Source organism: Pseudomonas sp. YeP6b, assembly GCF_025642995.1.
In the GTDB taxonomy this organism is placed as follows: Bacteria; Pseudomonadota; Gammaproteobacteria; order Pseudomonadales; family Pseudomonadaceae; genus Aquipseudomonas.
On the sequence record NZ_CP080090.1, the window covers coordinates 1,428,431 to 1,453,901 of the forward strand.

The following is a 25,471-nucleotide window of genomic DNA, read 5'->3' on the forward strand; positions in this document are numbered from 1 at the left end:
GTCCCAGGAGGAAGGGGAATGAACGGACTTTACGCAAGTGTGCCTACAAGGGCATCAGGTGCTGGCTGATAGTGCCAGGGTACTTCGTCTTACATTTGCGAGGGAACCGTCACGCATTGAACCGTCACTTATCTGGCGACCTACAGGGAGCGTAGCGATGACATCCATTCCTCCAATTAAGGCTCTTTTATGCTGCAATCCACTCAAAATTCGTCTCGCCTTATCACCCCGCACGCTCACGACGATTCAAACGAAATCGAAGCCCCCCTTGCCAATAATTTACACAGGCTGGCGCCTTCTCCACCTGTTTTGACCTACGCGCCTGGGGGCATTCCTCTACCCACTTCCCCCGCAATACCACCGGTCAAGGTGCAGTACCCTCAACTGGTCAGTCAATTCAATGTCAGCAATCAGGAAGCATTCAACTATCAGCACCGCAACCTAACCCATGACATGCAACGTTTGCACAGTCAGCAACCGAAATTTCAAGATTTCCTGAACCAGCAACTGGCCCAAATGTTGGCGGGCCGGCCGAACCTGAAGCCAGAAGACCTGACCTTCGAGCAACGGACCACACTGCGCGATGGCAGCGTGAAAACGCTGTCTTCGGAACCGCTGCTGGACGCCTTGAACCGAAAGGTTGCGGCACGCCTGGCCAGTCCTGACAAGAAGGTCGAAGACGACAGCGCTGTGCGTTCCGATGTATTCGCCCCAAGCACGGCTACCTATACGAGGGCCTCAGTCGCAACGAAATTCTCGCTGGATGAGCTTGCCCAGCGCGTTGTCACGCAATTTGCGCAGGCCCTTCAGGCATTTTGGACAACCCCCCGCCCGACGTTGCGAGATCCCGACGTTGTGGAATCTCCTCAAAACCATGTGTTGACCTTGCACAAGCAGCAACTGTCGACCCTGGCCGCGTTGCGCGTTAGCGATGGAACAATGAGCAATGCGAGCAAGCGATTGATCGACGTCGCGCTGCAATACCCAATGCTGGCCGAACGGGAACAAGCCTTTCCTAATGGTGCACGCCCTGGTGTCTACCCGCTGACCATCGATGACGGTACTGAGCGGGGTGCGTTGATGGCGGGCAGCTTCCTCATCACCAGCACCGATGGTTCCCACGCTACGCCACCCACCTGGACGAACGGGCGGACCCTGCCACTCGATGATGCTAATGGGCCGGTCGTACTCTACACCCCCGGCGAAGGGCTCGAAGAGTTCGCGACCCCAGCTCAGGCACGCCAGGCGGTTGCACAGCGCATTGATGCGGGCGGAGCCAGTGCTGAACTGTTGCTGCAAACGCTGCCATTGTCGTTGCAAAACAGGCCGGAGCCCCCTTCTGGTAACGATGTGACGTTGAGCGCTGAACCCTTGACGGGGGATGTGCTGGCGGAGGGGATACCCTGGATGCTCAAGCGCCAGCAAGAGGAAGTCAAAGTGGCTTTTGCCCGACTAGCGGACGATCCAAAGGCATTGCAGACAGTCGATGATGCCGCTGACTGGTCGTACTTGCTCAGTGGCGATAATGCCATGGCGGCGCGGGATGAAAAGCTGGCCGATAAGTTGGCGCCTGAGTGGCTGAAAAACCTGAACCCTGCGCAAAACGAACTGTTTGATGTCCTGGAGCTTTCCGAGGCAAACAGCAGGCGTGCACTGACACCGTTGCTTGAAAAAATTCCGCCCTTGGGCGTCTTTTCCCGAGATCAGATGAACAAAGCCATCAAAACGCTGTACCCCTCCGCGCAGGTGGATGCGGACAAGCTAATGGTGCAGGTGCAAGTCAGGTCTAATCTTCACGGTGGCGGGTCCAGTAGTTCTAATACGGTCAGTGTCCGAAACCACGAAGTGTCGCTGACGGATCTGGCGCTGAAAAACCCCAGCGAATTTCCGGAGCTCCAGAGAGGTCGTTTCGCCCAAGCCGTTTACAAACTGCCGCTGATCGATATTCACGGCCAGCCCATCCTGGGAGATGACGGTAAGCAGGTGGTCCTGGAGGACTCGCAGCTCAGGGGGGTGGTCAATACCGTTGATGTGGGAGGCGCGTATACCCAACTGCTTAAAAAGGAGTTGGCTACGGACGCCGAGTCGGGGGCTGCAGGCGAGCTGCGTAAAGCGTGGAAAGCCAACGTGAGCGACAGTTTGGATAAAGAGGCGTTTGTCTCTGCACTCAACCCGGACACCTATAAGGCACAGGCTACCCAAGACACCAGCAGCAAACGGGGGGCGCAGTGGCTTGCGGCTGTTCTTGATTATCCTGACCCGGCCAACCGACCTCAGGTTGATGGAAAAAACATTGTCGCCAATACCCTTGTCCAACGTGGTTTGCCGGTTCAGGGCGTCATGGTAATTGGCAATACCACTGACCCGCAGTTGGTGCTGCACACGCCAGATGCACCCGACGGTATTTCTATTCGCGAAGTGGCCGATATGAGTGCCCTGAATGCCTTGATGGATAAAAAAGAGTGGAAGCTCTACACCGCGAGTAGAAAAACACCGGTTAGTAAAGATGATGTGGTTAAGGCGGGCAGGGCAGTCAAGGAATACGCGCTCGATGTGACTAAAAGCCCAGGCCGCACCGTTGGTGCGCTCGTCAATATACTCAAATTGACGAAAGATCCCATCACACTCACGCCCATTAATGGCAATTTTCAGGATGAACTGTACAAGCAGAAAGTAGCGTTGGTCATCGACCAAGCGGACCACCAATCCGTCAGCAGCGCAGAGGTCGCGGCTCAATCGAAAACCAACAAAGCCTTGTTTGGCGTTGAAGTGGCCTTGATCTTTATGGACTTGTTGCCAGTTATTGGCAAAGGCGTGTCTATGGGCGTTCGCTTAGGCAAGGCCGGCGTGACGGCTTTGCGCGCCGGTACTCGAATCCTGCCGAGGCTGATCAAAAACCCGGGCGTGGCGCGTGCGCTCTATTCTGATTTTTCCGTGACCGCATCGGGTATCCCCACCCTTCGTGCCGCACCGTTGCGGCCGGTATTCAAAAACCCGGTGGTCCTGCAGCCCTCTACAGGCATCGTCCCGACGCCCAAGACGACTGCGGGCCCACAGCTCGACCTGAGCGCCGTCGCCGTGTCGGATGACGTCATCAAAGGCCGCCCTTTGCGGCCAGACGGCACCTACAACGTCGGCGACAATTGGTACGTGCGCTTTACCGACAAAACCATGGTTGAAAGGGTGTACCAGATTGATTCGGCCTTCCATGCACGGGATCAACGCGTTGCCATCGTAGACCCCAGCCTGCCCTTGACTACGCCAAAAATTTATAGAATACAGGCGTTTTTGCAGGGCGCCGGAAACGGTCAATGGCGATCGAGCCAATTGCCGGGAGGCGCTCCCAATCCTACGGTGACGTCCCAAGGGACCAAACGTGCGGCGGGCCAGGGCAGTTCTTCAGGCAGCTCCGGCTCCAGTAGCGCGGCAAACGGTCAACCTGCCTTTAAGCGGCCTAATGTGCCTGAAAGTTTTCCGGGCGAAAAGGCGCTGATGGAACCACCCGTCAAAGGGAAAAATATTTTTTATCACTACACCAGCCGTAAGGCGCATGACACGATCAACGTCGATTACATGCTTTCTTCGTCAGGTAAGGACTTCAGAGGTGTTGATCTGCCCCGAGGCCGGGGCAGGCATTACTTTACGGACCTGGCGCCAGGAGATATGCCGACCAAGCAGATTTCACAGACCATTTTTGGACAACGTAAACATGGCAATGCCTTGGATAAAATGTCGCACTACTATGAAATCAATACGTCAGGGTTAAACGTGATTCAAACCCCTGATAACCCGCATATTTTCTATGTGGATGTACCGCACTCCATCCCTTTGAAGTACAGGGGCGGTCCTGATCGTGACCCCGTCAGTCGCATTATTAGTAGTGGTCTAACGCGCTTAAAAATATGAGCCTATAGCACTGGCCGGTATTGGGTGGGGCCAATCATGGCCTCGCAGTCAGCGTAAACAGAAAGAAAAAGCCCCCACCCAACCCACTGCGGATAGGGGACGCAATGGGCTGGGTGAGGGCTTCTTTTACGACTGTTTTACTGCGCGATAGTTTTCACCGACACGCCACGCTCAACTGGCGTGGAGCGGCCGTAGATATCTTCGAACCGCTCGATATCGTCTTCGCCCAAGTAGCTGCCCGATTGCACTTCGATGATCTCCAGCGGAATCTTGCCTGGATTGCGCAGGCGGTGCACCGAGGCGATCGGGATGTAGGTGGACTGGTTCTCGCAGAGCAGGAACACGTTCTCGTCACAGGTGACTTCGGCCGTGCCGCTGACCACGATCCAGTGTTCGGCGCGGTGGTGGTGCATTTGCAGTGACAGGCACGCGCCCGGTTTTACCGAGATGTGCTTGACCTGGAACCGCCCGCCCATGTCCACCGAGTCGTAGGAACCCCATGGGCGATAGACTTCGCAGTGGTTCTGGGTTTCGCTGCGGCCCTGCTCGTTGAGGGTGCTGACCATCTGCTTGACGCCCTGGACCTTGTCCTTGTGGGCAATCATCATCGCGTCCTTGGTTTCCACCACCACGATGTTGTCCAGGCCGATCACCGAGACCAGCTTGCCGTTGCCGTGGATCATGCAGTTGCGGCTGTCCTGGATCACCACGTCGCCTTTGCTGACGTTGCCGTTGGCGTCTTTGTCGTTAACCGCCCACAACGAAGCCCAGCAACCCACGTCGCTCCAACCCGCACTCAGCGGCACCACGCAGGCGCGCTGGGTTTTTTCCATCACGGCGTAGTCGATGGAATTGTCCGGGCAGCAGGCGAAGGTGGCTTCGTCGAAGGTCACGGTGTCGGCGGTCTGCTCGCTGCGTTCCAGGGTCAGCAGGCACGTGTCGTAGATGTCCGGATCGTGCTTTTTCAGCTCTTCGAGGAAGCGGCTGGCACGGAACAGGAACATGCCGCTGTTCCAGAAGTAACCGCCGCTTTTAACGAACTCGACGGCGCGTTTTTCATCGGGCTTTTCCACGAACTGCTGTACGCGGCTCACGCCTTCGGGCAGCAGCGAATCGTTGGTGGACTTGATGTAGCCATAACCGGTTTCCGGACGGGTTGCTGGCACGCCGAACAGCACCATCTCGCCACGCTCGGCCGCCACGGTGGCCAGGGCCAGGGCGCGCTGTAGGGCTTTCTGGTCGTCGAGCACGTGGTCGGCCGGCAGCACCAGCATCAGTTCGTCGCGGCCTTCGTTGACCAGCATCATCGCGGTCAGGGCCACGGCCGGTGCGGTGTTGCGCCCGAACGGTTCCATCAGGATGCGCTGGCACTCAAGCTTACGCGTGCTCAGTTGCTCATTAACGATAAAACGGTGGTCCTTGTTGCAGACCACGATTGGGGAGTCCATGCCTTCGAACACCAGGCGCTCCAGGGTTTGCTGGAACAGCGTGTGCTCACCGGTCAGGGCCAGGAATTGCTTCGGGAACTGTTTACGGGAAAGCGGCCAAAGACGTGAGCCGCTACCACCGGAAAGGATTACTGGGATCATGGATGTTTCTCCTTGAATCGATTTGGGTCAGAGCCTGTGGGAGCGGGCTTGCTCGCGAAGGCATCACCTCGGTGTCACTGATGCACTGAGGTGTCAGCATCGCGGGCAAGCCCGGCTCCTACAGGGGGAGCGTCAATTTCAAAAGCTAATCAGCGGGTCGACACTGGGCGCTTGACCCAGACTGGCGAAATGCTCGAACCAGAACCGGTCACATACAGCACCGCCGCTTCACCACGTTCCAACGCAACCGGCTTCACATCACCGACTTTCTTGTCGCCGTCATACAACGCCAGGCTCACCTTCACCGGGTTGATTTCACGCTCGCCACGGCCTTTGGCGGCCACCGACTTGACCACGTCGGTCTTGCCGTCGGCGGTTTTCAGGGTCAGGGCCTTGTCGCTGAGGTTCTGCACGCGTACCAGGGATTTCTGCTTGTTCTTGAACGGCGGTTCTTCGATCAGTTGCGGCTGGCCGCTGCCACTGTTGACCAGGGTGTAGTAGTGGTCGGCGGCGAGTTTGACCGGCACGGTCTGGCTGCCGACCTTGGCGCTGTAGTCGCCGCCGGGCATGAAGCTGAAGTCACTGCTGGCCAGTGGCGCAACGTCGCTCAGGTTGGTCGCGCCGACGGTGGCGCTCACTTCTTGGTTGGATGCGTTGTAGACACGTACGAAGCTTGAGCCTTTCGGTGCGACAGGGCCGTACAAGGCAGCGTCACCGGCGAAGGCGGACAGGGATACCAAGCTCATACCGGCAGCCAGGGCCAGAGTCTTAGCGAGATGACGCGCAGTAGTAGTGAAAGTCATGTGAGTTACCTCTCTTTCAGTTTTGCGCCCGGTCGGGCGTCTCGGATTTTTGGTGTTTAGCGGGTGTATTCAGTGCCATGTTCTGTTGGCGCGAACCGGCTTTTTTAAGCTGCGCAACCCACTGCGGGTCGGCGTCACCGATTTCGTTGTTGACGGGCAGATAACGTTCAGGAAACTCCCAGATCAGCACCTGTGGCGGGCTGTTCTTGAAGTCGTCGCTTTTCAGGTAGCTGAGCATCGGCAGAATCGGGCCGTGGCCGTCTTCGGAGTAGTTGATGACATCGCTGTGCAAGGCTTGCTTGAGCGCGCCGACGAAGTTCCAGTTAGGGTTGGCGCTGTAGCTGGTGCCGACCAGTGCCACCGGGGTTTCGCTGTTGCTGAACAGCGCGTCGTCGCCTTTGTTTTCAGCCAAATGCGTCACGCGTTTTTGCAGCGGTTCTTTGGGCGGCATCAGGTTTTCAAACAGCGGGTCCAGCGGCAGGAACAGACGCAGGTCGCCTTTGTGCGGTTCGGTCTTTTCAGCTTCGGTGACAAAGCGCTGTGGCTCGCCACTGAGCGGAGTCTTTTCACTAATCACCTTGGCCAATTGCTTGGCAGCGATTTCGGCGCCGTCCGGCGTCCAGTGGGTGTCGGTACGCAGGAACACTTGCTGGCCGCCCAGCTTGGCCTGTTGCAGGGGCCCAAGCAGGTCAGGGGCGATGATCTTGTCGGCGGCGACACGGGCGTGGAAGTCCTGGTACAGGTTGGCGTGGATGCTCGCTGGTTTCACTTCGCCCAAGTGTTCTGGGTACAAGCGCACCTTGGCCGGCACAATCGCCATCACCAATTGAATGCCCTGGGCCTTGAGTTTCTGGCGTACGCCTTCGACCAGCGCGTAGTTGCCCTCAAGGTTCTGGTCTTCATTGACGGCGGGGTTGAACTCCTCGTCGCTGTACAGCCAGTGATCGCGGCCCAGCACCACGCCAGGGCGGCCTTCGTTGAACAGCTTGTAGTCCAGCGCCGCCCACAGGTTGGTGCCGATACGCTTGATCGGGAACTGGTCGTCGTAGTGGGTCTCGACGGCCTTGGTCCAGCGGCCGTTGAGCACCGTCGCGTCGGCATTGGTGCTGAAGCCGAAGAAGCTGCGCATCGACCAGGCGCCCAGGGCCAGCAGCACCAGTAGGAACAGCGCGATATAGAGGACGCGGAATGAACGGGTCATGGTCGGCTCCCTCAGAATTGGAAGTAAAGGAACGGCGAGAAGCTCTGCGCCGACAGTTTCAAGATCGATGCCACAAACAGCAGCAGTACCGCAGCGCGCATGGCGTAGCGTGGCCAGTCAGCGGTCCAGTAAGCCGGTTGCACGGCGGCGTCCTGGCCGACGGTGAAACCTGGCTGGTGGATGCTGTCCGGGTTGTCACCCGGCACGGCCTTGATCAGGCTCGGGTCGGCCGGCTTCGCTTTCTCGGCAGGGCGGTTGGTGTAGAAGTCGCGCAGGCCGAAGAACGCCAGCGTTGCGTACGCCACCACCAGGGTTGCCACTTGCAGGCCAGTGAGGTTGGCGCGGTTGAGCTCCGACAGTGACCACTCGCCAAAGCTGAACATCGCACCGTACATACGGCCGGCGACGTGCAGGTTCTCCGAGCGGAAGATCACCCAGCCCATCACCACCAGCAGGAAGGTGAAGGCCCAGCGCACCACGTTGAAACTGCGCGGCGCGGTGTTGAGGCCGATGGCTTTTTCAATCGCCAGCCACATGCCGTGCCAGGCGCCCCACACGATGTAGGTGATGTTCGCACCGTGCCACAGGCCACCGAGCAGCATGGTCAGGAACAGGTTGCGGTAGGTGGTCAGCGTGCCTTTACGGTTGCCGCCCAGGGTGATGTACAGGTAGTCACGCAGCCAGGTCGACAAGCTGATGTGCCAGCGGCGCCAGAACTCGGTGATCGACTGGCTGATGTACGGCTGTTTGAAGTTTTCCATGAAGCGGAAACCCATCATCAAGCCCAAACCAATGGCCATGTCGCTGTAGCCGGAGAAGTCGAAGTACAGCTGCGCGGTGTAGGCCAGCGCGCCGAGCCACGCATCGCCCGTGGTCGGATTTTGCAGGGCAAAGCAATGGTCGGCCACCACCGCCAGGGTGTCGGCGATGAAGACTTTCTTGATGAAACCCTGCATGAACCGCGTGCAGCCCTCGGAGAATTTGTCGAGGGTGTGCGTGCGGTTGTTGAACTGGTCGGCCAGGTCGCGAAAGCGCAACACGGGGCCGGCAATCAAGTGCGGGAAGATCGCCACGAACGCCGCAAAGTCGATGAGGTTACGGGTGGCCGGGGTGTCGCCGCGGTACACGTCGATGATGTAGCTGATGGACTCGAAGATGTAGAACGAGATCCCGATCGGCAACAGCACGTGAGTGAGAATGAACGGCTCCAGGCCCGCCGACTTCATCATCACGTTGATGCTGTCGACGCCGAAGTTGGCGTACTTGAAGTAGCCGAGGATGCACAGGTCGACTGCCACGCCGAGCAGCAGCCAGCGTTGAGCCGGCTTGGTGCGCACGCCGGCCGCACCGACCTTGAGGCCGATCCAGTAATTCCACAGCGTGACGGCGGCGAACAGCGCCAGGAAGTCCACTCGCCACCAGGCGTAGAACACATAGCTGGCCAGTAGCAGCAGCAGGTTGCGATAGCGTTGCCCGCTCCAGTAATACAAGCCGAGAAAGATCGGCAAGAACAGAAACAGGAACACATTGGACGAGAAAACCATCCCGATCTCTCCATGTTTAACAGACAGTCAAGGGCCAACGGCCCCCCCAAACCCCCCATCAAATTCGGGAGGGTGTACACGTTTCAGTGTGGGAGCTGGCTTGTGTGGGAGCCGGGCTTGCCCGCGATGGGATCAACTCGATTTGTCTGAATCACCGAGGTGTCTGCATCGCAGGCAAGCCAGCTCCCACATAAAGCCAGCGCCCACTTTTGGACCGAGTCCAGGTGTGGGAGCTGTGTATCAGTTGCCTTTGTTGCCTTTTTCATGCGTCGGGTCGTAGACCTTGGTCAGGTCACCGCCCAGCCGGAAGGTCTTGAACGGCTGCATGCCGTGCTTGCGCTCGATCACATCCGGGGCGCAGGTGTAGAGGGTGCAGAAGGGCTCAAGCCAGGCGAATTTCATGTCCTCCTTGAGGTCCTTCATGTCCTGCTCTTTACCGTTCTTCTTCTCGAAGATCTCCGGGTCTTTGACCCCGGCCAGCACTTTGTCGCCCAGGCGTTTCAACGCGCCGTTGTTTTCCTGGCGCAGATCCACACCGTTGACCAAGGCAAAACTGGCGATCATCGACAGCGGCGGCAGTGCGTAGTTGTGGTACGACAAAGCCCGTTGCTGGCGCTTCAATTCATTCGGCAAAAAGCCCTGGTCATCGACCTGGTTGGCGCCGACCTTGTATTCCTTCACCGCCCAATCAAACAGGTCACGGCGGTTGACGGCGACGGACGTGGCCATCACCGACCAGGCGGCCCAGTAGGAGTGGTTGTTGGTTTTTTCCAGCGGCAGGTTGTCCCAATCGCTGACGACCTGATCGGCCATTTTGCTGAACCAGGCTTCGATCAACTGCGATTCCTGCTGGTGGTTGGCCAGCGGGTGCGAGTCGGAGAACTTCAGTCGCACATAGGCCGAAGCCATGCTGCCCAGCGCCCATTTGCGCATGGACTTACCGGTGTGGTTGAAGTCCTTGGACATCAACGCATCCGCCTTGGCCCAGCTCGTAAGCCAATTGAGCGTGCATTCCAGCTGCTGCGGGCGACCGTCGCGCATGAACTGCATCACGCGCTTGCTGGTGTCTTTTTCCAGCTTGGTGATGTCGGCGGTGCTGTCGCGAAAGGCTTTTTCGGATTGCACATTCAGGGTGGAACGGGCTTTGTCCGAACCTTCGTACTTGCTGCGAAATTGCAGCGAGCCGGTGTACGGCGCCGGCATGGCGTCGCAGTCATTTTTGAAGTCGCCGGTCTTGAACGCTTCGATCGGTGCGAAGTAGCCCTGAGGCGGACGCAGCGGGGCGGCGGCGTTGGCTGCGCCGGCGAAGATCGCCAGGCCCAGCAACGATGGAATCAATAACTTCTGCATAGGTAACCTCATTGCGCGCTTATTTCACGGCCTTGAAGCGGTCTGTTGACCGCTGGCCGGGAATACGTTGCGTGTGCAAATTTTCGCTTCGACTTTCTGCGCGGCAGCGCCCGCTTCGGGGCCTTGTACTTCCACGGCCAGCAAGTTCTGCGAGGCCCAGTCTTCATCGGTGCGCAGTTCAAAGGCGAAACGCCCGTCTGTGTCGGATGTTTCGGGTTTCTCGATCTTGATGTCCTCGTGGCGCCCGTTCATGTACCAGAGGGTGGCTTGCAGGGTTTTCACCGACGGGTCGGCGAAGCGGATATCAACCTGATGGTTGGCGTTGCGCAGGTCTTTGTTCGAACTGTTAACCAGCAATTCGTTCTTGCCGGGTTTCAACGTCGTGCTGGCGGTCATCTGCGCAGTCTTGCCTTCGCAGCCGTTGTCGAGCAGCGACATCATCTGGCGGTAGATGGTCTCCTGGTCGAGGCGATACAGCGGCGAGAACTCCCAGATCAGAATCTTTGGCGGGGTTTTCTGGAATTCTTCGCTGCCCAGGTACTGGATCATCGAACCTTCGAGGCCACCGCCAGGAAAGGCGACGTTGAGGATGTCGGCACCGATTTCCTGTTCGAGGAAACCGGCGAAGTTGTAGTTCTTGCCACTGTGGCTGGTGCCCACCAGGGTGATCTGCGGGTTGCCCGAATCGCTGAACAGGTCGCCGTCGCCCGCTTCGCCCTTGGGCTCGGTGGTGAACTGGTCCATGTACTGGATCGCGTAGCTGGTGCCGCACAGTTGCCCGGCCATGTTGTGCAGGGTGCCGGTCTTGCCCATGCGGCCCGAGCGCTTGGTCTCGAATTCGCGCTTGGGAATCTCGGCGTACTCGGGCATGGCACGCACTTTGGCACCGACGATTTTCGCCGTGCGCTGGGCACCGTATGGCGTCCAGTGTTGGTCGCCACGGAAGTAGAAATCGTGGGCCGGCAGTTCATCCGGCAGTTGCTCATTGGTGAGCGGCGACAGGTCCGGCACCACGTAACCCATCTTGGCGAAACGGCCGAGCATGGTCTTGTAGTTGCCCAGCGCCTTGTCGAAATCGAACTTGGCTTTCTCGTCGGGGTTGAGCTTGTTGCGGTTTACCAGGCCACGGGTCGGCTGGTACACCACCACCAGCTCCACGCCCTTGGCCTTGAACGCATCGTGCAGCTGTTGCATGCGTTTGTAGCCGGCGGGGCTGGTGTCGAATTCGGTGCGCAGGTCTTCCTGGGTACGGAACAGCCAGTCGCCCTGGGCTTGCACCAGAGTGGTGAAGTTCTGCTGGTAACGCGTGGTGTAGTTTTTCGCGTCGTGGGCAGCCGGGCACAGGCTGCAGCACGGTTCGGCAGTGAAGGTCGGCGCCTTGATTTCGTCGGCGCGTACGCCTTGGCTGGCCGCCAGCAGGCCGAGGGTCAGACCCGAGAGGCTCAGCAGTTTGATCATGTGTGGGTGCATAAGGGTCATCCTCAGTCCTGCATTTCGGTCTGGCGTTCGACAGGGTCGATCAGCACGGCTTTCTGTTGGCGCACCAACAGGTCGAGAATTTCTTCCTGCCGATCACCCAGCACGCCGTTGAAGCTGATGCCGCTGGATTTGGTCGGCGCCAGCATCGACACGCGATACAGTTCGACACTCAATGGCGAATCGATCGACAGCGGCCCGCTGCCGTTACCGGCAAGCTCACCGCCAACCACGATCAGCGAGACCTTGGCGTCGAACGGGTCGAGGGCGATGTCGCGGTCGGTGTCGGTCAAATCCTTGATGTGGCCGTACACGCCGGTCAGGCCGTTGGCCATCGAGGTGTTTTCGTACAGGCGAATGTTCACGCTGTTACGGATGCGAATGCCGTGGCGACGGTTGGCGATCACTTTGTTGCCCCACAGCAGGTTGTCGCCGCTCTCATAGAGCGTGATGCCGTCGGTGTGGTTGCGGTAAATCTCGTTGTCGGCGATCAGGTTGTTCACGCTGTTACGGTCGATCACTAGGCCCGAGAGCTTGTTGTCGTAGCTGCGGTTGTTGAAGATAAAGCTGTCGTTCACTTCCCGGGAAATGATGATGCCGTGCTTCTTCTTGGTGCCGTAGACGGTGTTGTCGGCGATGATCAGGCCGTGGGAACGGTCGTGCGGGTCAATGCCGTAGACGATGTTGTCTTTGTAGGTATTGCCCTTGAGCACAAAACCTGTGGTTTCGTAGCAGTAGAAGCCGTACCACATGTCCGAGAACTCGGAATCGATGATCCAACCGGTCGGCTCAGGGCGCTTGAGCACCTTGGCCATGTTCGGCGTGTACTGGGAAATACTCACCCCGTACGACTTACTGTTGGCATAGCCGAAGCTGGCCATCTTGCTGTTGGCGACGTAGGTCTCGGTACCGCCCCAGGCCAGCAGGAACGGGCGGAATTCCTTGGGCGACTGGAACAGCGCCGGGCCATTGGTTTTTTCGTTCCAGCCGGTGATCTTGGTGTCACGCACAAACAGCTGGCCGTCGTTGATCAGGAACGAGCCGGCTTGTTGTGACAGGCGCAACTCCTGAGTCTTCTTGTCGATTTCGAGGATGCCCTTGCGCCCGACCACGATCGGCAACTTGGCCAGGAACACACCCGGCGAGGTTTCGCTGAGGTACTGCTTGGGCACTTTGCCGAGCAGGTCCTTGAGGTTCATGTAGCCGTCGTCGACAAAGATCGCCTGGGGAATGCCGTGCTGGCGAACCACCCATTCGGCCATCTTGTTGTCGCCGCCGATGAAGTCCTTGAGGGCGTCTTCCTGCATCATGCGTCGGATGCTGACTTTGCCCGTCTTGCTTCTGACGATCTTCTTTTCCATCGCTGCGGCGGTGTAGCCCGACAGGTCCGGCAGGGCCGGTTTAGCCATTTCCAGCGGCGCGGTTGGCGGGCTGGAAATGGTGTAGGTCTTGGCCTGTTGCAGTTCTTTGGCGATGGTCGGCGCCTTCACCGCCGCACCGTCGGCAAAGGCCGAAGTGCTGGCCAGCAGCATGGCTGCGACCAGCAGGCTGACCGAGCCTTTGAGGGCTTGAGGGTTCATTGCGCAGGCTCCCATCAGAATTTCCAGATCACGTCGACAAACGCGCGGTGCATGTACGAGTCGACCTGGCTGCCATAGGCATCACCCGGCTTGAACACACCCGCCCGGAAGCGCACCAGGGCCGACGGTTCGTCGATCGACTGGCTCAGCGCGGCCGGCAGCAGGCCTTTCTTGAAGTACTTGGTGACTACCACGTCCATCTCCTGGCCCAAGTCTTTCTTGCCGTCTTCAAGCGGCAGGGAAGTGCTGGACAGGATCGCGCCGGTCACGTCGTCGGTGTTGTTCTGCACGGCATCGATACCGTTGCTGCCCACCGGCTTGTTGCCGTCGACGCGCCAGAACTTGTGATAGACCAGGCTGGCGTCATAGTCCTCGCGCAGTTGCCAGGAACCGAACAGGCTCATGGACTGCACGTTGTTCATCTCGCCGCGAAACGCTTCGCCGAAGCGGTGCACGCGGGACTGGGTGCCGGTCCAGTTCGAACGGTTGCTCTGCAGGCCGTTCTGCTCGTAGTTGGCACTCGCACGCGAATAAGCCGCGCCGACTTGCCACTGCGGATCCAGACGCAGGCGGATACCCAGGTCGGTAGCCCAGCCACTCACGTCATCGCTGCGCTTGGCTTCTGTCGGACGTGAGCCGTCGGCGTTCAAGGCGTTGACCGTGTTGCGGTCGCCTCTCATGCCGGTGACGCTGGCCCAGTAATTGACCGTGTTGGTGTTGCGCCAGTTGTAGGCGTCGCTGTTGGCTTCGATGCCGAGCCAGGTCAGGTCGCCGTTTTCGCGTTTGTCCAACGAGTCGGTGGCCACGCCCGGTTCCGGGTAGTCGAGCTTGCCGTCGTCATGGGTGTGGTGGGCGCGCAGGCCGATCCACTGGCCGGGCGTCCACTGGTAGGCGGCGTCGGCGTAGAGGTGCTGGCGGTCCTTGTCCTTGGGCGACAGCTCCTTGAGGTCGGTGCGGTATTCGCTGAAGCGTTCGGCAACGCCGACATTGGCCTTGAGCAGGGTGGTGTCGAAGGTCCAGTTCAGCGCTTCGATATTGGTGTCGCGCCATTGGCCGTCGTCATTGCGCAGGCGTTGGCGACCCAGCTTGAGCAGCTCGCCCGGGTAAGGCGTGAAACCGCTGTAGCCGACCCAGAACTCGCGCATGGCCAGGTAGTTTTTCTTGGACTTGCGGTCGTTGTTGGTGGTTTGCTGATTTTCGTCATCGGCCGATTGTTGCAGGGGGTCGGTCTCGATGATGTCGCTCGACACGACCGCCTGGCCCATGGCGTAGGCGCTCCACGCGCCACTTTCGCCGTAGACCCACGGGCGCAGGTCGAGGCCGATACCGTTGACGTCGCCGCCTTTCTGGGTACCGAGGTCGCGGTCATCTTCGGACTGCGCGGTGGCTTTGACTTCCAGGCCGAAGTTCTTGGCTTCGGTCAGCGCGGCCAGGGTCGGGCACGACCACAGCAGGGCGAAGGTCAGGCCGATGCCGGCCTTGACGAATGGGTTGAGCTTCATAGGGATTCCTCGCCGTCTTCTTCTTGCAGGGCGTGCAGTTGCAGCGTGCTCTGGGCCAGGGTGCCGCGTGTCGCCAGCTCCTGTTGCACCAGGCGTTGGCCTTCGGCGCGTTGCTCTGGCGTGAGCGGGGCTTCGAGCTGCGTGGCCAAGTCATTGGCCTCTGGCGTGTCCTGGGCTTTCGCCAACTGGCTGAAGACGTAGGCGTTCAATGGGTCGGGCTTGGTGCCCTTGCCTTGGGAAAACAATTGCGCGATGGCGAAGTCGGCGCTGTTCTGGCCGTTGCGCGCAGCGGTCAGCAAGTGGTCGAGGGCTTTTTGCGAGTAGACCTTGCCCAGGTAGCCACGGCGGTAGATCTGGCCGAGGTAGTAATCGGCGGCGACTTCCTTGCCCACGGCTTTTTCGAAATGCGCTTCGGCGGCCTTGGCGTCTGCCGGCACCCACTTGCCTTCGTAGTAGAGCTTGCCCAGCAATAGCTCGGCGCGCGGCTGGTCGGCGGCGCGGCCGTTGTCCAGGTATTTCATCATCTGGTCGACGTCGCCCAGTTCGGGGAAGTCGTAGAGCAGTTGCGCCAGGCTGACCCAGGAAGCGGGGTAGCCGGGGGCGATTTTTTCCAGCAGGGCTTGCGCGGTTTTTTCATCGGTCTTGCCCAGGGTCGCATCGCCCAAGACACGCGCAACGCTATCAACACGCTGGGCGGTGACGGTGCCACGGCTGTAGCCTGCTTCCATTTGCTTGAGCAGTTCGGCCTGTTTTTCCGGCTCGGCTTTTTTCTGGTAGACCGTGGCCAGCTCGACGTAGCAGATGTCGGTGGTGTTCAGCGCGGCCTTGCAGATGCGCTCTACATCATCCAAGTGCTGGTCGTAGGTGTCCTGGGTGCGATACAGCAGCACCTGGGCTAGACCTGCTTCCGGGTAACCCGCTGCTTGCCATTTGGTGATCTGCTGCTGGGCATTCACGTTGGGGAAGCTGTGCGGGTATTGCAGGTACAGCATGGCCAGCGGGATCAGGGTGTTGCCTTCGCCATTGGCAAAGGCTTTTTTCAGCAAACCTTCAGCCTCGTGCTGCTCGGCCTCGGTGGCACCCGGCTTGGCCACCAACAGGCGACCCAGGCGGGCTTGGGCCCGTGGCGAGGTATCGGCGGCCGCGCGGTAAGTGGCTTCGGCTTGGCGGATTTGCTCGGGGTCGCGGGTGGTCACCTGGATATCGGCCAGGCCTACTTGGGCCTCGCTGTAACCCAGGTCCGCCAGCTGCTGGTAGTTCTGCTGGGCGGTGACGGTGTCGCCACGCTTGAGGGCTTCGTTGGCCAGGCGCTGGTCGGGCAGGCCGGCGCAACCGGCCAAAGAAACTGCCAGTGCCAGCGCGCAGTAGGCTGCGGCGAAGTGCGATCTGCTCTGTGTGGGAGCTGGCTTGCCTGCGATGGGCTCACCTCGGTGCATCTGAAAAACCGAGTCGCCTGCATCGCGGGCAAGCCCGGCTCCCACATGGGTCAGTGCTGTTTTTGAAATAGGGTTCACAGGCATGTCCTCGCTTACAGACCGTGAGCCATGGCTTTATCGATCAGCCAGTTCAGCGATGGGCCACGGTCGCTGGTCACTTCTACCGGGCGGCCGGCGTAGGTGCTGTCCAGCGGGGCATCCGGCTTGATTTGCACGCGGATGTCGGAGGACAGGTCGGCGCTGTTCAGGCTGGTGCTGCTGACGATGGTGCCGGTGCGGATCTGTTCTTCGTCGGCGATCTGGAAGTTCACCTGTGTACCTGGGCGAACGTCGGCGAACTGGCGGTAGGTGAAGCGCGCTTCCACGTTGGCCAGGCTGCCGCGTGGCACCAGTTGGAAAATCACATCGCCCTTGCTGGCGTACTGGCCGTCGGCGACCAGTTGCTGGGCGACGATGCAATCGCATGGGGAGGTTAGGGTGCCGGTCATTTGCTTGCCGAACAGCTCTTCCACCTTGGCCGGTTGCAGCTGCTCTTCGTCCAGGTGGCCCTTGAGCACATCGAGCATGCTGGTGCTGAAGGTCGCCAGTGGTGCGCCTTTGGCGGCGACCGCGTCACCTTTGAGCAGGCTTTGCACGGTGCCGTCGCGCGGCATGGTCACGTTCATGCCGGGTACGCTGACGAGGCCAGCCTGGGCATGGCTGACGAAGTACATGCCGTACACCGATTTGAAGATGAAACCGAAGGCTGCCAGGCCGACGATGAAGATACCTGCGCTGAACACCACGGCGCGCAAGCGGCCCGCGGCGCTCATGTTGCTGCCGCCGTCCTTAACCTTGCGCGCCTTGGTGAAGTTGTCACGTTGCAGGGTCGCCAGCACGTCGCCCATGGTCACGATGTCGCCGGACAAGTGCGAGGTGATCAAGTGGCGCAGGGTGGAAATATCTTGGGCGTCGAGGTTCTGGAACTGGCAACCGGTACGGCCAGTCTGGCGGTCGTAGGAGCGAATCTGCAGCTCGACATCCATCGCCAGGCCGAGGTTATCGATGACGAATTGCAGGCGGCCTTTGTGCACTTCACCGACGGTCAACGGCTGGGTGGCGGTGAACGCCAGGCCGCCGGCAGACAGGTCGATCACCCGTGCTTCGGTCTGGGTGCGGTCGGTGTTGAAAAAGCGCAGCTTGGCCGGGATTTTGACCCGGGCATGTTGGCGCTGGGCTTCGGATTCGTGGACAACATTGGCGTTTACTTGGCTATTCATGGTGCTTTAGTTCCTAGTTAATTCAGGCTTGGCAGGGTCAGACCATCATCAGCAACACGGCGACGAAAATGCTGCCGGCGGAGAAGGTCATGGTCCGAGACGACCAGGTGTTGAACCAACGTTGAAAGCTGGCCAAATCGCGGGTCAGTTTGGTGTCCTGGCGGGTCCAGGACTGTTGATCAAGGCGGAAGAACACGTAGATCTTCACCAGCGCGCCCATGATCTGGTTGTAATAGAGAATCACCGGGTAAGCCGGGCCGATCTTGTGACCGGAGCACGACAGCAGCAGGGTCAGGATCAGGCGAGTGATGCCGATCCACAGCAGGTACGCGAGGATGAACGCGCCGCCGTATTTGAAGGTGGCGATGACGGCCACGGTCAGGCCGAGCAGCGAGGTCCACATCGACACGCGCTGATCGAACAGCACCACGCTGGTGAACAGGCCGAGCCGGCGCACACCCAGGCCCAGGGCACGGGAGTTCTGACGCAGGTTGTTGCCGTACCAGCGGAACATCAGCTTGCGGCTGGCTTTGATAAAGCTCTTTTCCGGCGGGTGTTCCACGGTATTGATCGCGGCATCCGGCACGTAGAAAGTGTCGTAACCCAGGCGCATCAGGCTGAACCAGCTGGACTTGTCATCACCGGTCAAGAACTTGAAGCGGCCCAGGCGCCAGTGTTGCAGCGAGTCGCTTTCCACATCGGCGATAAAGCCCGGGTCGGTGACCACGCTGGCACGGAACACCGACATGCGCCCGGTCATGGTCAGCACGCGTTTGGACAGGGCCATGGAGCACATGTTGATGTGACGCTGGGCGAAGCGCAGCTTGTGCCATTCGCTCATGATGTAGCCGCCGCGCACTTCGCAGAACTCGTTGGTGGTCAGGCCGCCGACATTGCCGAACAGTTGGAACCACGGCACGGTCTTGCGCACCACGCCTTCGGCGAGCACGGTGTCGCCATCGATCACCGCAACCACGGCACGGTCATCCGGCAGGTGGCGGGAGATGGCGCGGAAACCAAAGGCCAGGCCGTCGCGCTTACCGGTGCCGGCAATGCGCACGAAATCGAGCTTCACGTGTTCCGGTGGGTTCATGCGTTCCCACAGGCTTTTCACCAGCAGCTCATCGGACATTTCCACCAGCGAGCAGACCACGGTGGTGGGGAAGCCGCATTCGATGGCCTCGCGGATCACTGAGCCGTAGACCTGCGCGGTGGTCAGCGCGTCAATACGAAAACTGGTCACCATCAGGAACACATGGGAGGGGTCCGCCGACTTGCCCAGCTTGCGCACTTTACGGCGCAGGTGCGGGTAGACCACGTACAGGAACAGCATGCCGCGAAAGAAATGCGTAGCACCCATCGAGTAGCGCCAGATACCGACGGCGCCAATCAGGAAAATAAAATTCTTCGACTCGGAGTCGAACGTACTCGCCGGTAACAGCAGGGCGAGTCCCATCAGCAGGCTCAGAAAGAACAGCCAGCCGGCGGATTGGAGCAGTACGTGTTTTAACTTGGACATAAGCGTCATCCGAAGGTGAAGAAGGCTCCAGGCTGCAAGCGCTGGGGATGGGTACGCTTGCAGCCTGAAACTTGCCGTTGCTGTTACCAGCAAATGCCTTCGGTGCGGCCTGTCGTACTGGTAGCCTTGGACATGAAGCCCACCAGGTCGATGACTTGCTTGCCGTGCGGCGCGTTCTGCGCCAGGGCACGGAACTTCTCATCTCGGTTGCCGAGGATGATCACGTCGGAGTTGTTGATCACATCATCGAAGTCCGAGTTGAGCAGGGACGACACATGCGGGATCTTGCCTTCGATGTAGTCTTTGTTCGCGCCGTGGACACGGGCGTACTCGACGTTGCTGTCGTAGATGCTCAGGTCGAAACCCTTGCCGATCAGCATTTCCGCCAGCTCCACCAATGGGCTTTCGCGCAGGTCGTCGGTGCCGGCCTTGAAGCTCAGGCCCAACAGGGCGACTTTGCGTTTGTCGTGGCCGGCGACGATGTCGAAGGCGTTTTGCACCTGGGACTCGTTGCTGCGCATCAGCGAGTTGAGCAGCGGCGCTTCCACGTCCAAGGTGCTTGCGCGGTAGGTCAGGGCACGCACGTCTTTGGGCAGGCACGAGCCGCCGAACGCGAAGCCTGGGCGCATGTAGTACTGCGACAGGTTGAGGGTTTTATCCTGGCAGACCACTTCCATCACTTCGCGACCATCGACGCCGACGGCCTTGGCGATGTTGCCGATTTCGTTGGCGAAGGTGACTTTGGTGGCGTGCCACACGTTGCAGGTGTACTTGATCATTTCGGCAACGGCGATGTCCTTGCGGATGATCGGTGCGTCGAGTTCTTCGTACAGCGACTGCAAGACATCACCGGAGGCTTTGTCGAACTCGCCGATGACGGTCATCGGTGGCAGGTCGTAGTCGGCGATGGCGGTGGATTCACGCAGGAATTCCGGGTTGACCGCGACGCCGAAGTCGACGCCGGCTTTCTTGCCGGAGCAGTCTTCGAGGATCGGGATCACCACATTGGCCACGGTGCCTGGCAACACGGTGCTGCGCACTACGATGGTGTGGCGGGTGGCTTTGTCACGCAGGACAAAACCGATCTCGCGGCATACCGATTCGATGTAGTTGAGTTCCAGGTCGCCGTTTTTCTTGCTCGGCGTACCGACGCAAATCATCGACAGGTCGGTGTCGCGGATGGCCTCGGCGAAGTTGGTCGTGCCGCGCAGTCGGCCGGTTTCAATACCCTGGCTCAACAGTTCACCCAGACCCGGTTCAACGATTGGCGATTTGCCCGCATTGATCAGGTCAATCTTTTCCTTGGAGATGTCTACGCCGACCACTTCATGGCCACGGGCAGACAGGCAACCGGCACAGACTGCGCCAACGTAACCGAGACCAAATATGCTGATGCGCATCGCATTTACCTCTTTGTCATTGAAGACGATATTAATCATGCCAATTAGATGGCTGGAGTTCATGTTTGCAAGCGTCACTGATGCCGCGAAAGTTGGGCGAATAGACGCCGACTTACCGTGTGCAGGCATGTTAAATAACGAGTGACTAACGAGTGCACTCAAGTTGTGCGAAACGTGGCCTTGTTATTGGCACTTGCCCTGAAATGCAGCCAGCCTTCCTAGGGGAAGGGCTTGGCGCCAGCGCCGCAGGGCATCGATTGAGGCAATTAGCCTTTAAGTATCAATGCCTTGGGTTATCTCGCTGACCCATTAGGGGAAGCTGAGCCTTGGCCTTGTAGTTGCTGGCGATTCATCCTTATCGCCGCTATTAACTAATCGGTTGGTAATATGACTCCTGAGTCAAAGTTCAATATGACAACTTTGCTACTTCCGTTGGTCGGTCATGTAAGTCATCTCTTACAGCAACAGAGAATTTCGTTACCGGTGGTATGAGCAGTGCTTTGGGGTGAAGTTCCTAGCCGCTCATCCTGTTTCCGGAAATTTCTTGAAATATTAGAAAAGATGGCACTGGTACTATACTGATAGCACTTGCTATTTGGGCCAGTAGTTATAGGGAGTTGGTGCGACGGGATAGTTTTGTGCCACTAGTGTTTTAAAAAATGGGTGCCACTACGAAAAAAAAAGAGAAATGTCGAGTGAAAGATTCGTTAGGAATTCGTCAGTATGTTTTTTGGCGCCAAATAAATGACGATTACAGTTATCGAATGCGAACGAAAATGTGGGAGCTGGCTTGCCTGCGATGACGGAGTATCAGTCGACTTATCTCTGACTGAAACACCGTAATCGCAGGCAAGCTAGCTCCCACATTGGTTTTTTAGCGTCTGTGAGGCGGGTGCAGGGCCTTATTCCGGCGCGTGATCGCGTAGGAACACCAGGTTATCCGGCTTGGACTGCTCGGCATTGAAGCGATAACCCTGCACATCGAACTGCTTGAGCTTGGCTGGGTCGTTGATGCGCTCTTCGATCACAAAGCGGCTCATCATGCCCCGCGCTTTTTTGGCGTAGAAGCTGATGATCTTGTACTGGCCGTTCTTCAGGTCTTTGAACTCGGTGTTGATGATCCGCGCGTTCAGGGCCGTGCGTTTGACTGCCGAGAAGTACTCGTTGGAGGCCAGGTTGAGCAGTACGTCATCGCCTTGCTCGGCGAGGGCTTCGTTGAGCCACTCGCTGATGCGAGTGCCCCAGAAGGCGTAGAGGTCTTTGCCACGGGCATTGGGCAGTTTGGTGCCCATCTCGAGGCGGTACGGCATCATCAGGTCCAGCGGGCGCAGCAGACCGTACAGGCCGGAGAGCATGCGCAGGTGGTCCTGGGCGTAGGTGAAGTCGGCGTCACTGAAGGTTTCGGCGTTGAGGCCGGTGTAGACGTCACCCTTGAAGGCCAGCAGGGCCTGCTTGGCGTTCTCCGGTGTGAAAGCGGGGTTCCAGCTGCCGAAGCGCGCGGCGTTGAGGCCGCCGATCTTGTCGGAGACGTGCATCAGGTCGCTGATTTGGGCTGGGCTCAGTTCACGCAGTTGTTCGATCAGCTCCTGGGAGTGGTCGAGGTACTGCGGCTGGGTGAAGCGCGGGGTTACCGGCTTGGACTCGAAGTCGAGGGTTTTGGCGGGGGAAATCACCATCAGCATGAGGTTGGCTCCTGTAATCGTGGCGTGTAGCGTGGGCGGGATTCTAGGGGTTGGGGCGGTTTGACTCCACCTATGATGGCGATAGGCGCGATCCGCTATGATGGGCGGTGACTCTGGAGAGGGAGACCCTAGGTGCGAATCGCGCTTTTATTATCTGCTTGCCTGTTATGCCTGACCGCCAACGCGGCGCCGGTTGATGTAGCCAGCCTGGACCGCACCACCTGGCCAGAAAAACTCAGCAGCCCCGCGCTGTTCGACGTCGCCTCACGCGCCGAAATCCTGATGTTCGCCCACAGCTTGATCGCCAGCGAAGCCCAGGACGAAGCCGCACTCAAGCAACGCCTGGGCCTGAAGATCATCAACCTGGCGGCCATCGACGACCTGCGTCGCCAGCTCTGGCAGCGCCTGCTGGAAAACTACACCTTCGCCCAGCAAAGCTGCGAAGAAGACGCCTCATTCTGCTACCTGGTCGAAAGCATGGACGACCTGCGCGAGCAAGCCGGCAAATTCCAGGTCAGCGACAACTCTTTCTACATCGGCTGGGCTGGCCCCAGCCATAACTTCCACGAACGCTACCTGGACGAACTCCTGCGCAAAGCCGCACTGTTCCCACAGATCAGCAGCGAAATCGCCCGTTTCGGCGACCACGAACGCAATGGCGACGAATTCAACGACCGCCTGTTCTTGCTCACCTTCGACGGCGGCCCCGCGCCGGTCAGCGGCCATACCGACTGGCTCACCGACTACCTGCGCAAGCAGAAGATGGACGCCACCTTCTTCGCCCTCGGCAGCAGCCTGCAAACCCGCGTAGAACGCAGTTCCGCCGCCGATGTGCAGGCGCTCTACCAAGGCCAGTGCGTGGGCACCCAAGGTTGGCAATACCGTTCCCACAGCCATTGGGTCGACTGGCAAAGCTCGATCACCCGCAGTGCCGCGCTGGCGCAGAACCTGATGCCGGAAAACTACGTGCCGCTGTTCCGCCCGCCATACGGCCAGCGTCGCGCCGACAGCCAGGGCTTCTTCCAGTCGCAAGGTTTGCAGGTAGCGCTATGGGATATCGACTCCCAGGACGAGCCCGGCAAACTCAAGGCTGATGAGTCGGCGCAGCGGGTGCTGACACTGATGCTGTTGTGGCGCAAAGGCGTGATTGTGTTTCACGACACCCAGGACAAGGCGCGGGTCGCATTACCGATGTTGCTGCAGGCAACGGCGCAAAGTGGGCTGGGTTGGCAGGACTGCCGGGAGGCGTTTCGCTGAAAAAGCGCAAATGCCCGGCCCTGTTGGGGATGAGGCGTTTCGGGGGTGATTTTGTGCGACATTTCGATGCAGGCGGACTTCCGACTTTAACGGGGTGGCTGGCACTCGGCTAGTGCTATTCGTCATCCTGAAAAATAAACTTCAAAAAAGCGTCAAAGTGCTTTTTCCTGTCATGGTTTTTGCGGTATTACGAAGTCAGATCGCCGAAACCTGCAACACAGGTGGCGTCTTCCAAGACTCCTCATGTGGGCACTGCACTTGACGTCACTGCGGTGCAGTCGGTGGTCGAATCGAGGCGCAGCACCGCCCAGGTATTGCGTCGACTGGCTCCCACAAAGGTGACCGAGTATGGATGATCATGGACGTAACCCTTCTTCCGACCAGCCAATCCTTTATGTGCTTGATACCAACGTATTGATCCACGATCCAAACGCACTGCTTAATTTCGAAGAACACCACGTCGCCATCCCGATGATCGTGCTTGAGGAGCTCGATAAGCTCAAAAGCGGCCACCACAGCGTTGCCGCCGAATGCCGCCAGGCCATCCGCCTGATCGACAAGACCCTGGGTGAAGCTTCACCTGAGGACGTTGAAGTCGGCGTGCCGATCCAGCGTGGCAAAAGCGGGCCCAAGGGCTTGCTGTCGATTCTGATGAGCAAGCGCAGCGAGCCCAACAGCCTGCTGCCGGAAAACCTGAACGACAACAAAATCATCAACCAATTGATCGACCTGCACGCGCGTGACAAGGACCTGCGCCTGGTGCTGGTGACCAAAGACATCAATATGCGCCTCAAGGCACGAGCGTGTGGGATCGCTGCCGAGGACTACAGTACCGACCAACTGGTCGACGACGTGTCGATGCTGTCGCGGGGTTATCACACCGTGACCGGTTCCTTCTGGGACCTCGTCAGCAAGGTCGAAACCCGTCAGGACCATGGCCGCACCTGGCACCAGGTACAACTGATCGACAACCTGCCGGCCGTGCACATCAATGAATTCATCATCGACGAACAGGGGTTTGTGGGCTGGATCAAAGAGATCCAGGTCGACAAATTGCTGATCCTCGACCTGCATCAGGAACCCCTGTTGCACCAGGAAGCCTGGGGCCTGAAACCGCGCGACATCTATCAGAGCCTGGCGCTGTACGCGCTGCTCGACCCGGATATTCACCTGGTTAACCTGACTGGCGCCGCAGGCTCAGGGAAAACCATCCTCGCCCTGGCTGCTGCCATCGAACAGACCATGGTGACCAAGCGCTATCGCCGCATCATCGCCACCCGCAGCGTGCAGGGCCTGGACCAGGAGATCGGCTTCCTGCCCGGCACCGAAGCGGAAAAAATGGAGCCGTGGCTGGGGGCGATCACCGACAACCTCGAAGCCTTGCACATGGATGATGAAAACACCCATGGCAGCGTCGATTACATCCTCAGCAAAGTGCCGTTGCAGTTCAAATCCCTCAACTACATCCGAGGTCGCAGCTTCCAGCAAAGCCTGATTTTGATCGATGAATGCCAGAACCTCACGCCGCACCAGATGAAAACCATCATCACCCGTGCCGGCGCCGGTTCCAAAGTGGTGTGCTTGGGCAACCTGGCACAGATCGACACCCCTTACCTGTCCGCGACCAGCTCCGGGCTGACTTACCTGACGGAACGCTTCAAAGACTTCCCCAACGGCGTGCATATCGCGCTGCAAGGGGTACCTCGTTCGATACTCGCCGAGTACGCCGAGTCCCATCTGTAAAACACACTGATGTCGTAGTTGGTGGCTAAATGCCACGAACCACCCCGGATTTCTCGCGAAATCCGGGGTTTTTGTTGTGCGCGACATTTGTCTTCGTTAATGCGCCGTGGGTGCTTGTGGGGTTTGTAATTATTTTGTTACATTTTTTCGCGCCGCAAAAACAATAAGAACGCTGTGTGACCCCGTCGGAACACCACCTCATTGATTCGACGATGTTTTAAAAA

Annotated in this window: 16 protein-coding genes; 3 read left to right on the forward strand and 13 right to left on the reverse strand. The window is 59.0% G+C overall.

Annotated elements, in window-relative coordinates; translation table 11 throughout:
* Positions 1 to 189 precede the first annotated feature (189 nt).
* A complete protein-coding gene (locus tag KZH41_RS06425) occupies positions 190 to 3,906 on the forward strand; it encodes a dermonecrotic toxin domain-containing protein (protein ID WP_263274541.1) in 3,717 nt (1,238 codons plus the stop codon).
* Between the two features lie 137 nt (positions 3,907 to 4,043).
* Here KZH41_RS06425 and KZH41_RS06430 read toward each other — a convergent pair whose 3' ends face one another.
* From KZH41_RS06430 to yaaA, 13 genes are all read right to left on the reverse strand, one after another.
* On the reverse strand, positions 4,044 to 5,495 hold the full coding sequence (locus KZH41_RS06430) for a mannose-1-phosphate guanylyltransferase/mannose-6-phosphate isomerase (RefSeq protein WP_094952155.1): 1,452 nt from the start codon (positions 5,493 to 5,495) through the stop codon (positions 4,044 to 4,046).
* A gap of 149 nt (positions 5,496 to 5,644) precedes the next feature.
* Positions 5,645 to 6,298 (reverse strand): alginate O-acetyltransferase AlgF, encoded by a 654-nt coding sequence (locus KZH41_RS06435; protein ID WP_094952156.1) that lies wholly within the window; start codon positions 6,296 to 6,298, stop codon positions 5,645 to 5,647.
* A 16-nt stretch (positions 6,299 to 6,314) separates the two neighbouring features.
* Positions 6,315 to 7,499, reverse strand: a complete 1,185-nt coding sequence (locus tag KZH41_RS06440; RefSeq protein WP_242154540.1) for an alginate O-acetyltransferase — start codon at positions 7,497 to 7,499, stop codon at positions 6,315 to 6,317.
* A gap of 11 nt (positions 7,500 to 7,510) precedes the next feature.
* Positions 7,511 to 9,043 (reverse strand): MBOAT family O-acyltransferase, encoded by a 1,533-nt coding sequence (locus tag KZH41_RS06445; RefSeq protein ID WP_094952158.1) that lies wholly within the window; start codon positions 9,041 to 9,043, stop codon positions 7,511 to 7,513.
* Between the two features lie 240 nt (positions 9,044 to 9,283).
* Complete coding sequence (locus tag KZH41_RS06450; protein WP_094952159.1) at positions 9,284 to 10,393, reverse strand: mannuronate-specific alginate lyase; 1,110 nt, start codon at positions 10,391 to 10,393, stop codon at positions 9,284 to 9,286.
* A 24-nt stretch (positions 10,394 to 10,417) separates the two neighbouring features.
* Positions 10,418 to 11,863: an alginate O-acetyltransferase gene (locus tag KZH41_RS06455; protein WP_094952167.1), complete on the reverse strand. Its 1,446-nt coding sequence runs from the start codon at positions 11,861 to 11,863 to the stop codon at positions 10,418 to 10,420.
* 11 nt (positions 11,864 to 11,874) lie between these two features.
* Entirely contained in the window at positions 11,875 to 13,464 is a 1,590-nt protein-coding gene (algG, locus tag KZH41_RS06460; protein ID WP_094952160.1) for a mannuronan 5-epimerase AlgG, read from the reverse strand.
* Positions 13,464 to 14,951: an alginate export family protein gene (locus tag KZH41_RS06465; protein ID WP_094952161.1), complete on the reverse strand. Its 1,488-nt coding sequence runs from the start codon at positions 14,949 to 14,951 to the stop codon at positions 13,464 to 13,466. Before KZH41_RS06465 ends, algG begins: the two co-directional genes overlap by 1 nt.
* Positions 14,948 to 16,387: an alginate biosynthesis TPR repeat lipoprotein AlgK gene (gene algK, locus KZH41_RS06470; RefSeq protein WP_371917698.1), complete on the reverse strand. Its 1,440-nt coding sequence runs from the start codon at positions 16,385 to 16,387 to the stop codon at positions 14,948 to 14,950. Before algK ends, KZH41_RS06465 begins: the two co-directional genes overlap by 4 nt.
* Positions 16,388 to 16,479: 92 nt before the next feature.
* Positions 16,480 to 17,646 (reverse strand): alginate biosynthesis protein Alg44, encoded by a 1,167-nt coding sequence (locus KZH41_RS06475; protein ID WP_094952162.1) that lies wholly within the window; start codon positions 17,644 to 17,646, stop codon positions 16,480 to 16,482.
* A 37-nt stretch (positions 17,647 to 17,683) separates the two neighbouring features.
* A complete protein-coding gene (gene alg8 / locus KZH41_RS06480) occupies positions 17,684 to 19,165 on the reverse strand; it encodes a mannuronan synthase (RefSeq protein WP_263274542.1) in 1,482 nt (493 codons plus the stop codon).
* Between the two features lie 83 nt (positions 19,166 to 19,248).
* Positions 19,249 to 20,565: a nucleotide sugar dehydrogenase gene (locus tag KZH41_RS06485; RefSeq protein ID WP_094952169.1), complete on the reverse strand. Its 1,317-nt coding sequence runs from the start codon at positions 20,563 to 20,565 to the stop codon at positions 19,249 to 19,251.
* Between the two features lie 902 nt (positions 20,566 to 21,467).
* A complete protein-coding gene (yaaA, locus tag KZH41_RS06490; protein WP_094952164.1) occupies positions 21,468 to 22,247 on the reverse strand; it encodes a peroxide stress protein YaaA in 780 nt (259 codons plus the stop codon).
* A 132-nt stretch (positions 22,248 to 22,379) separates the two neighbouring features.
* Between yaaA and KZH41_RS06495 the strand changes: the two genes are divergently transcribed.
* Together KZH41_RS06495 and KZH41_RS06500 are read left to right on the forward strand one after the other, a co-directional pair.
* A complete protein-coding gene (locus KZH41_RS06495; protein ID WP_263274543.1) occupies positions 22,380 to 23,504 on the forward strand; it encodes a polysaccharide deacetylase family protein in 1,125 nt (374 codons plus the stop codon).
* Positions 23,505 to 23,852: 348 nt separating this feature from the next.
* Positions 23,853 to 25,247 carry a PhoH family protein gene (locus KZH41_RS06500; protein WP_012722339.1) on the forward strand — a complete coding sequence of 465 codons (1,395 nt, stop codon included), beginning with the start codon at positions 23,853 to 23,855 and terminating at the stop codon, positions 25,245 to 25,247.
* The last annotated feature ends 224 nt before the right edge of the window (positions 25,248 to 25,471 follow it).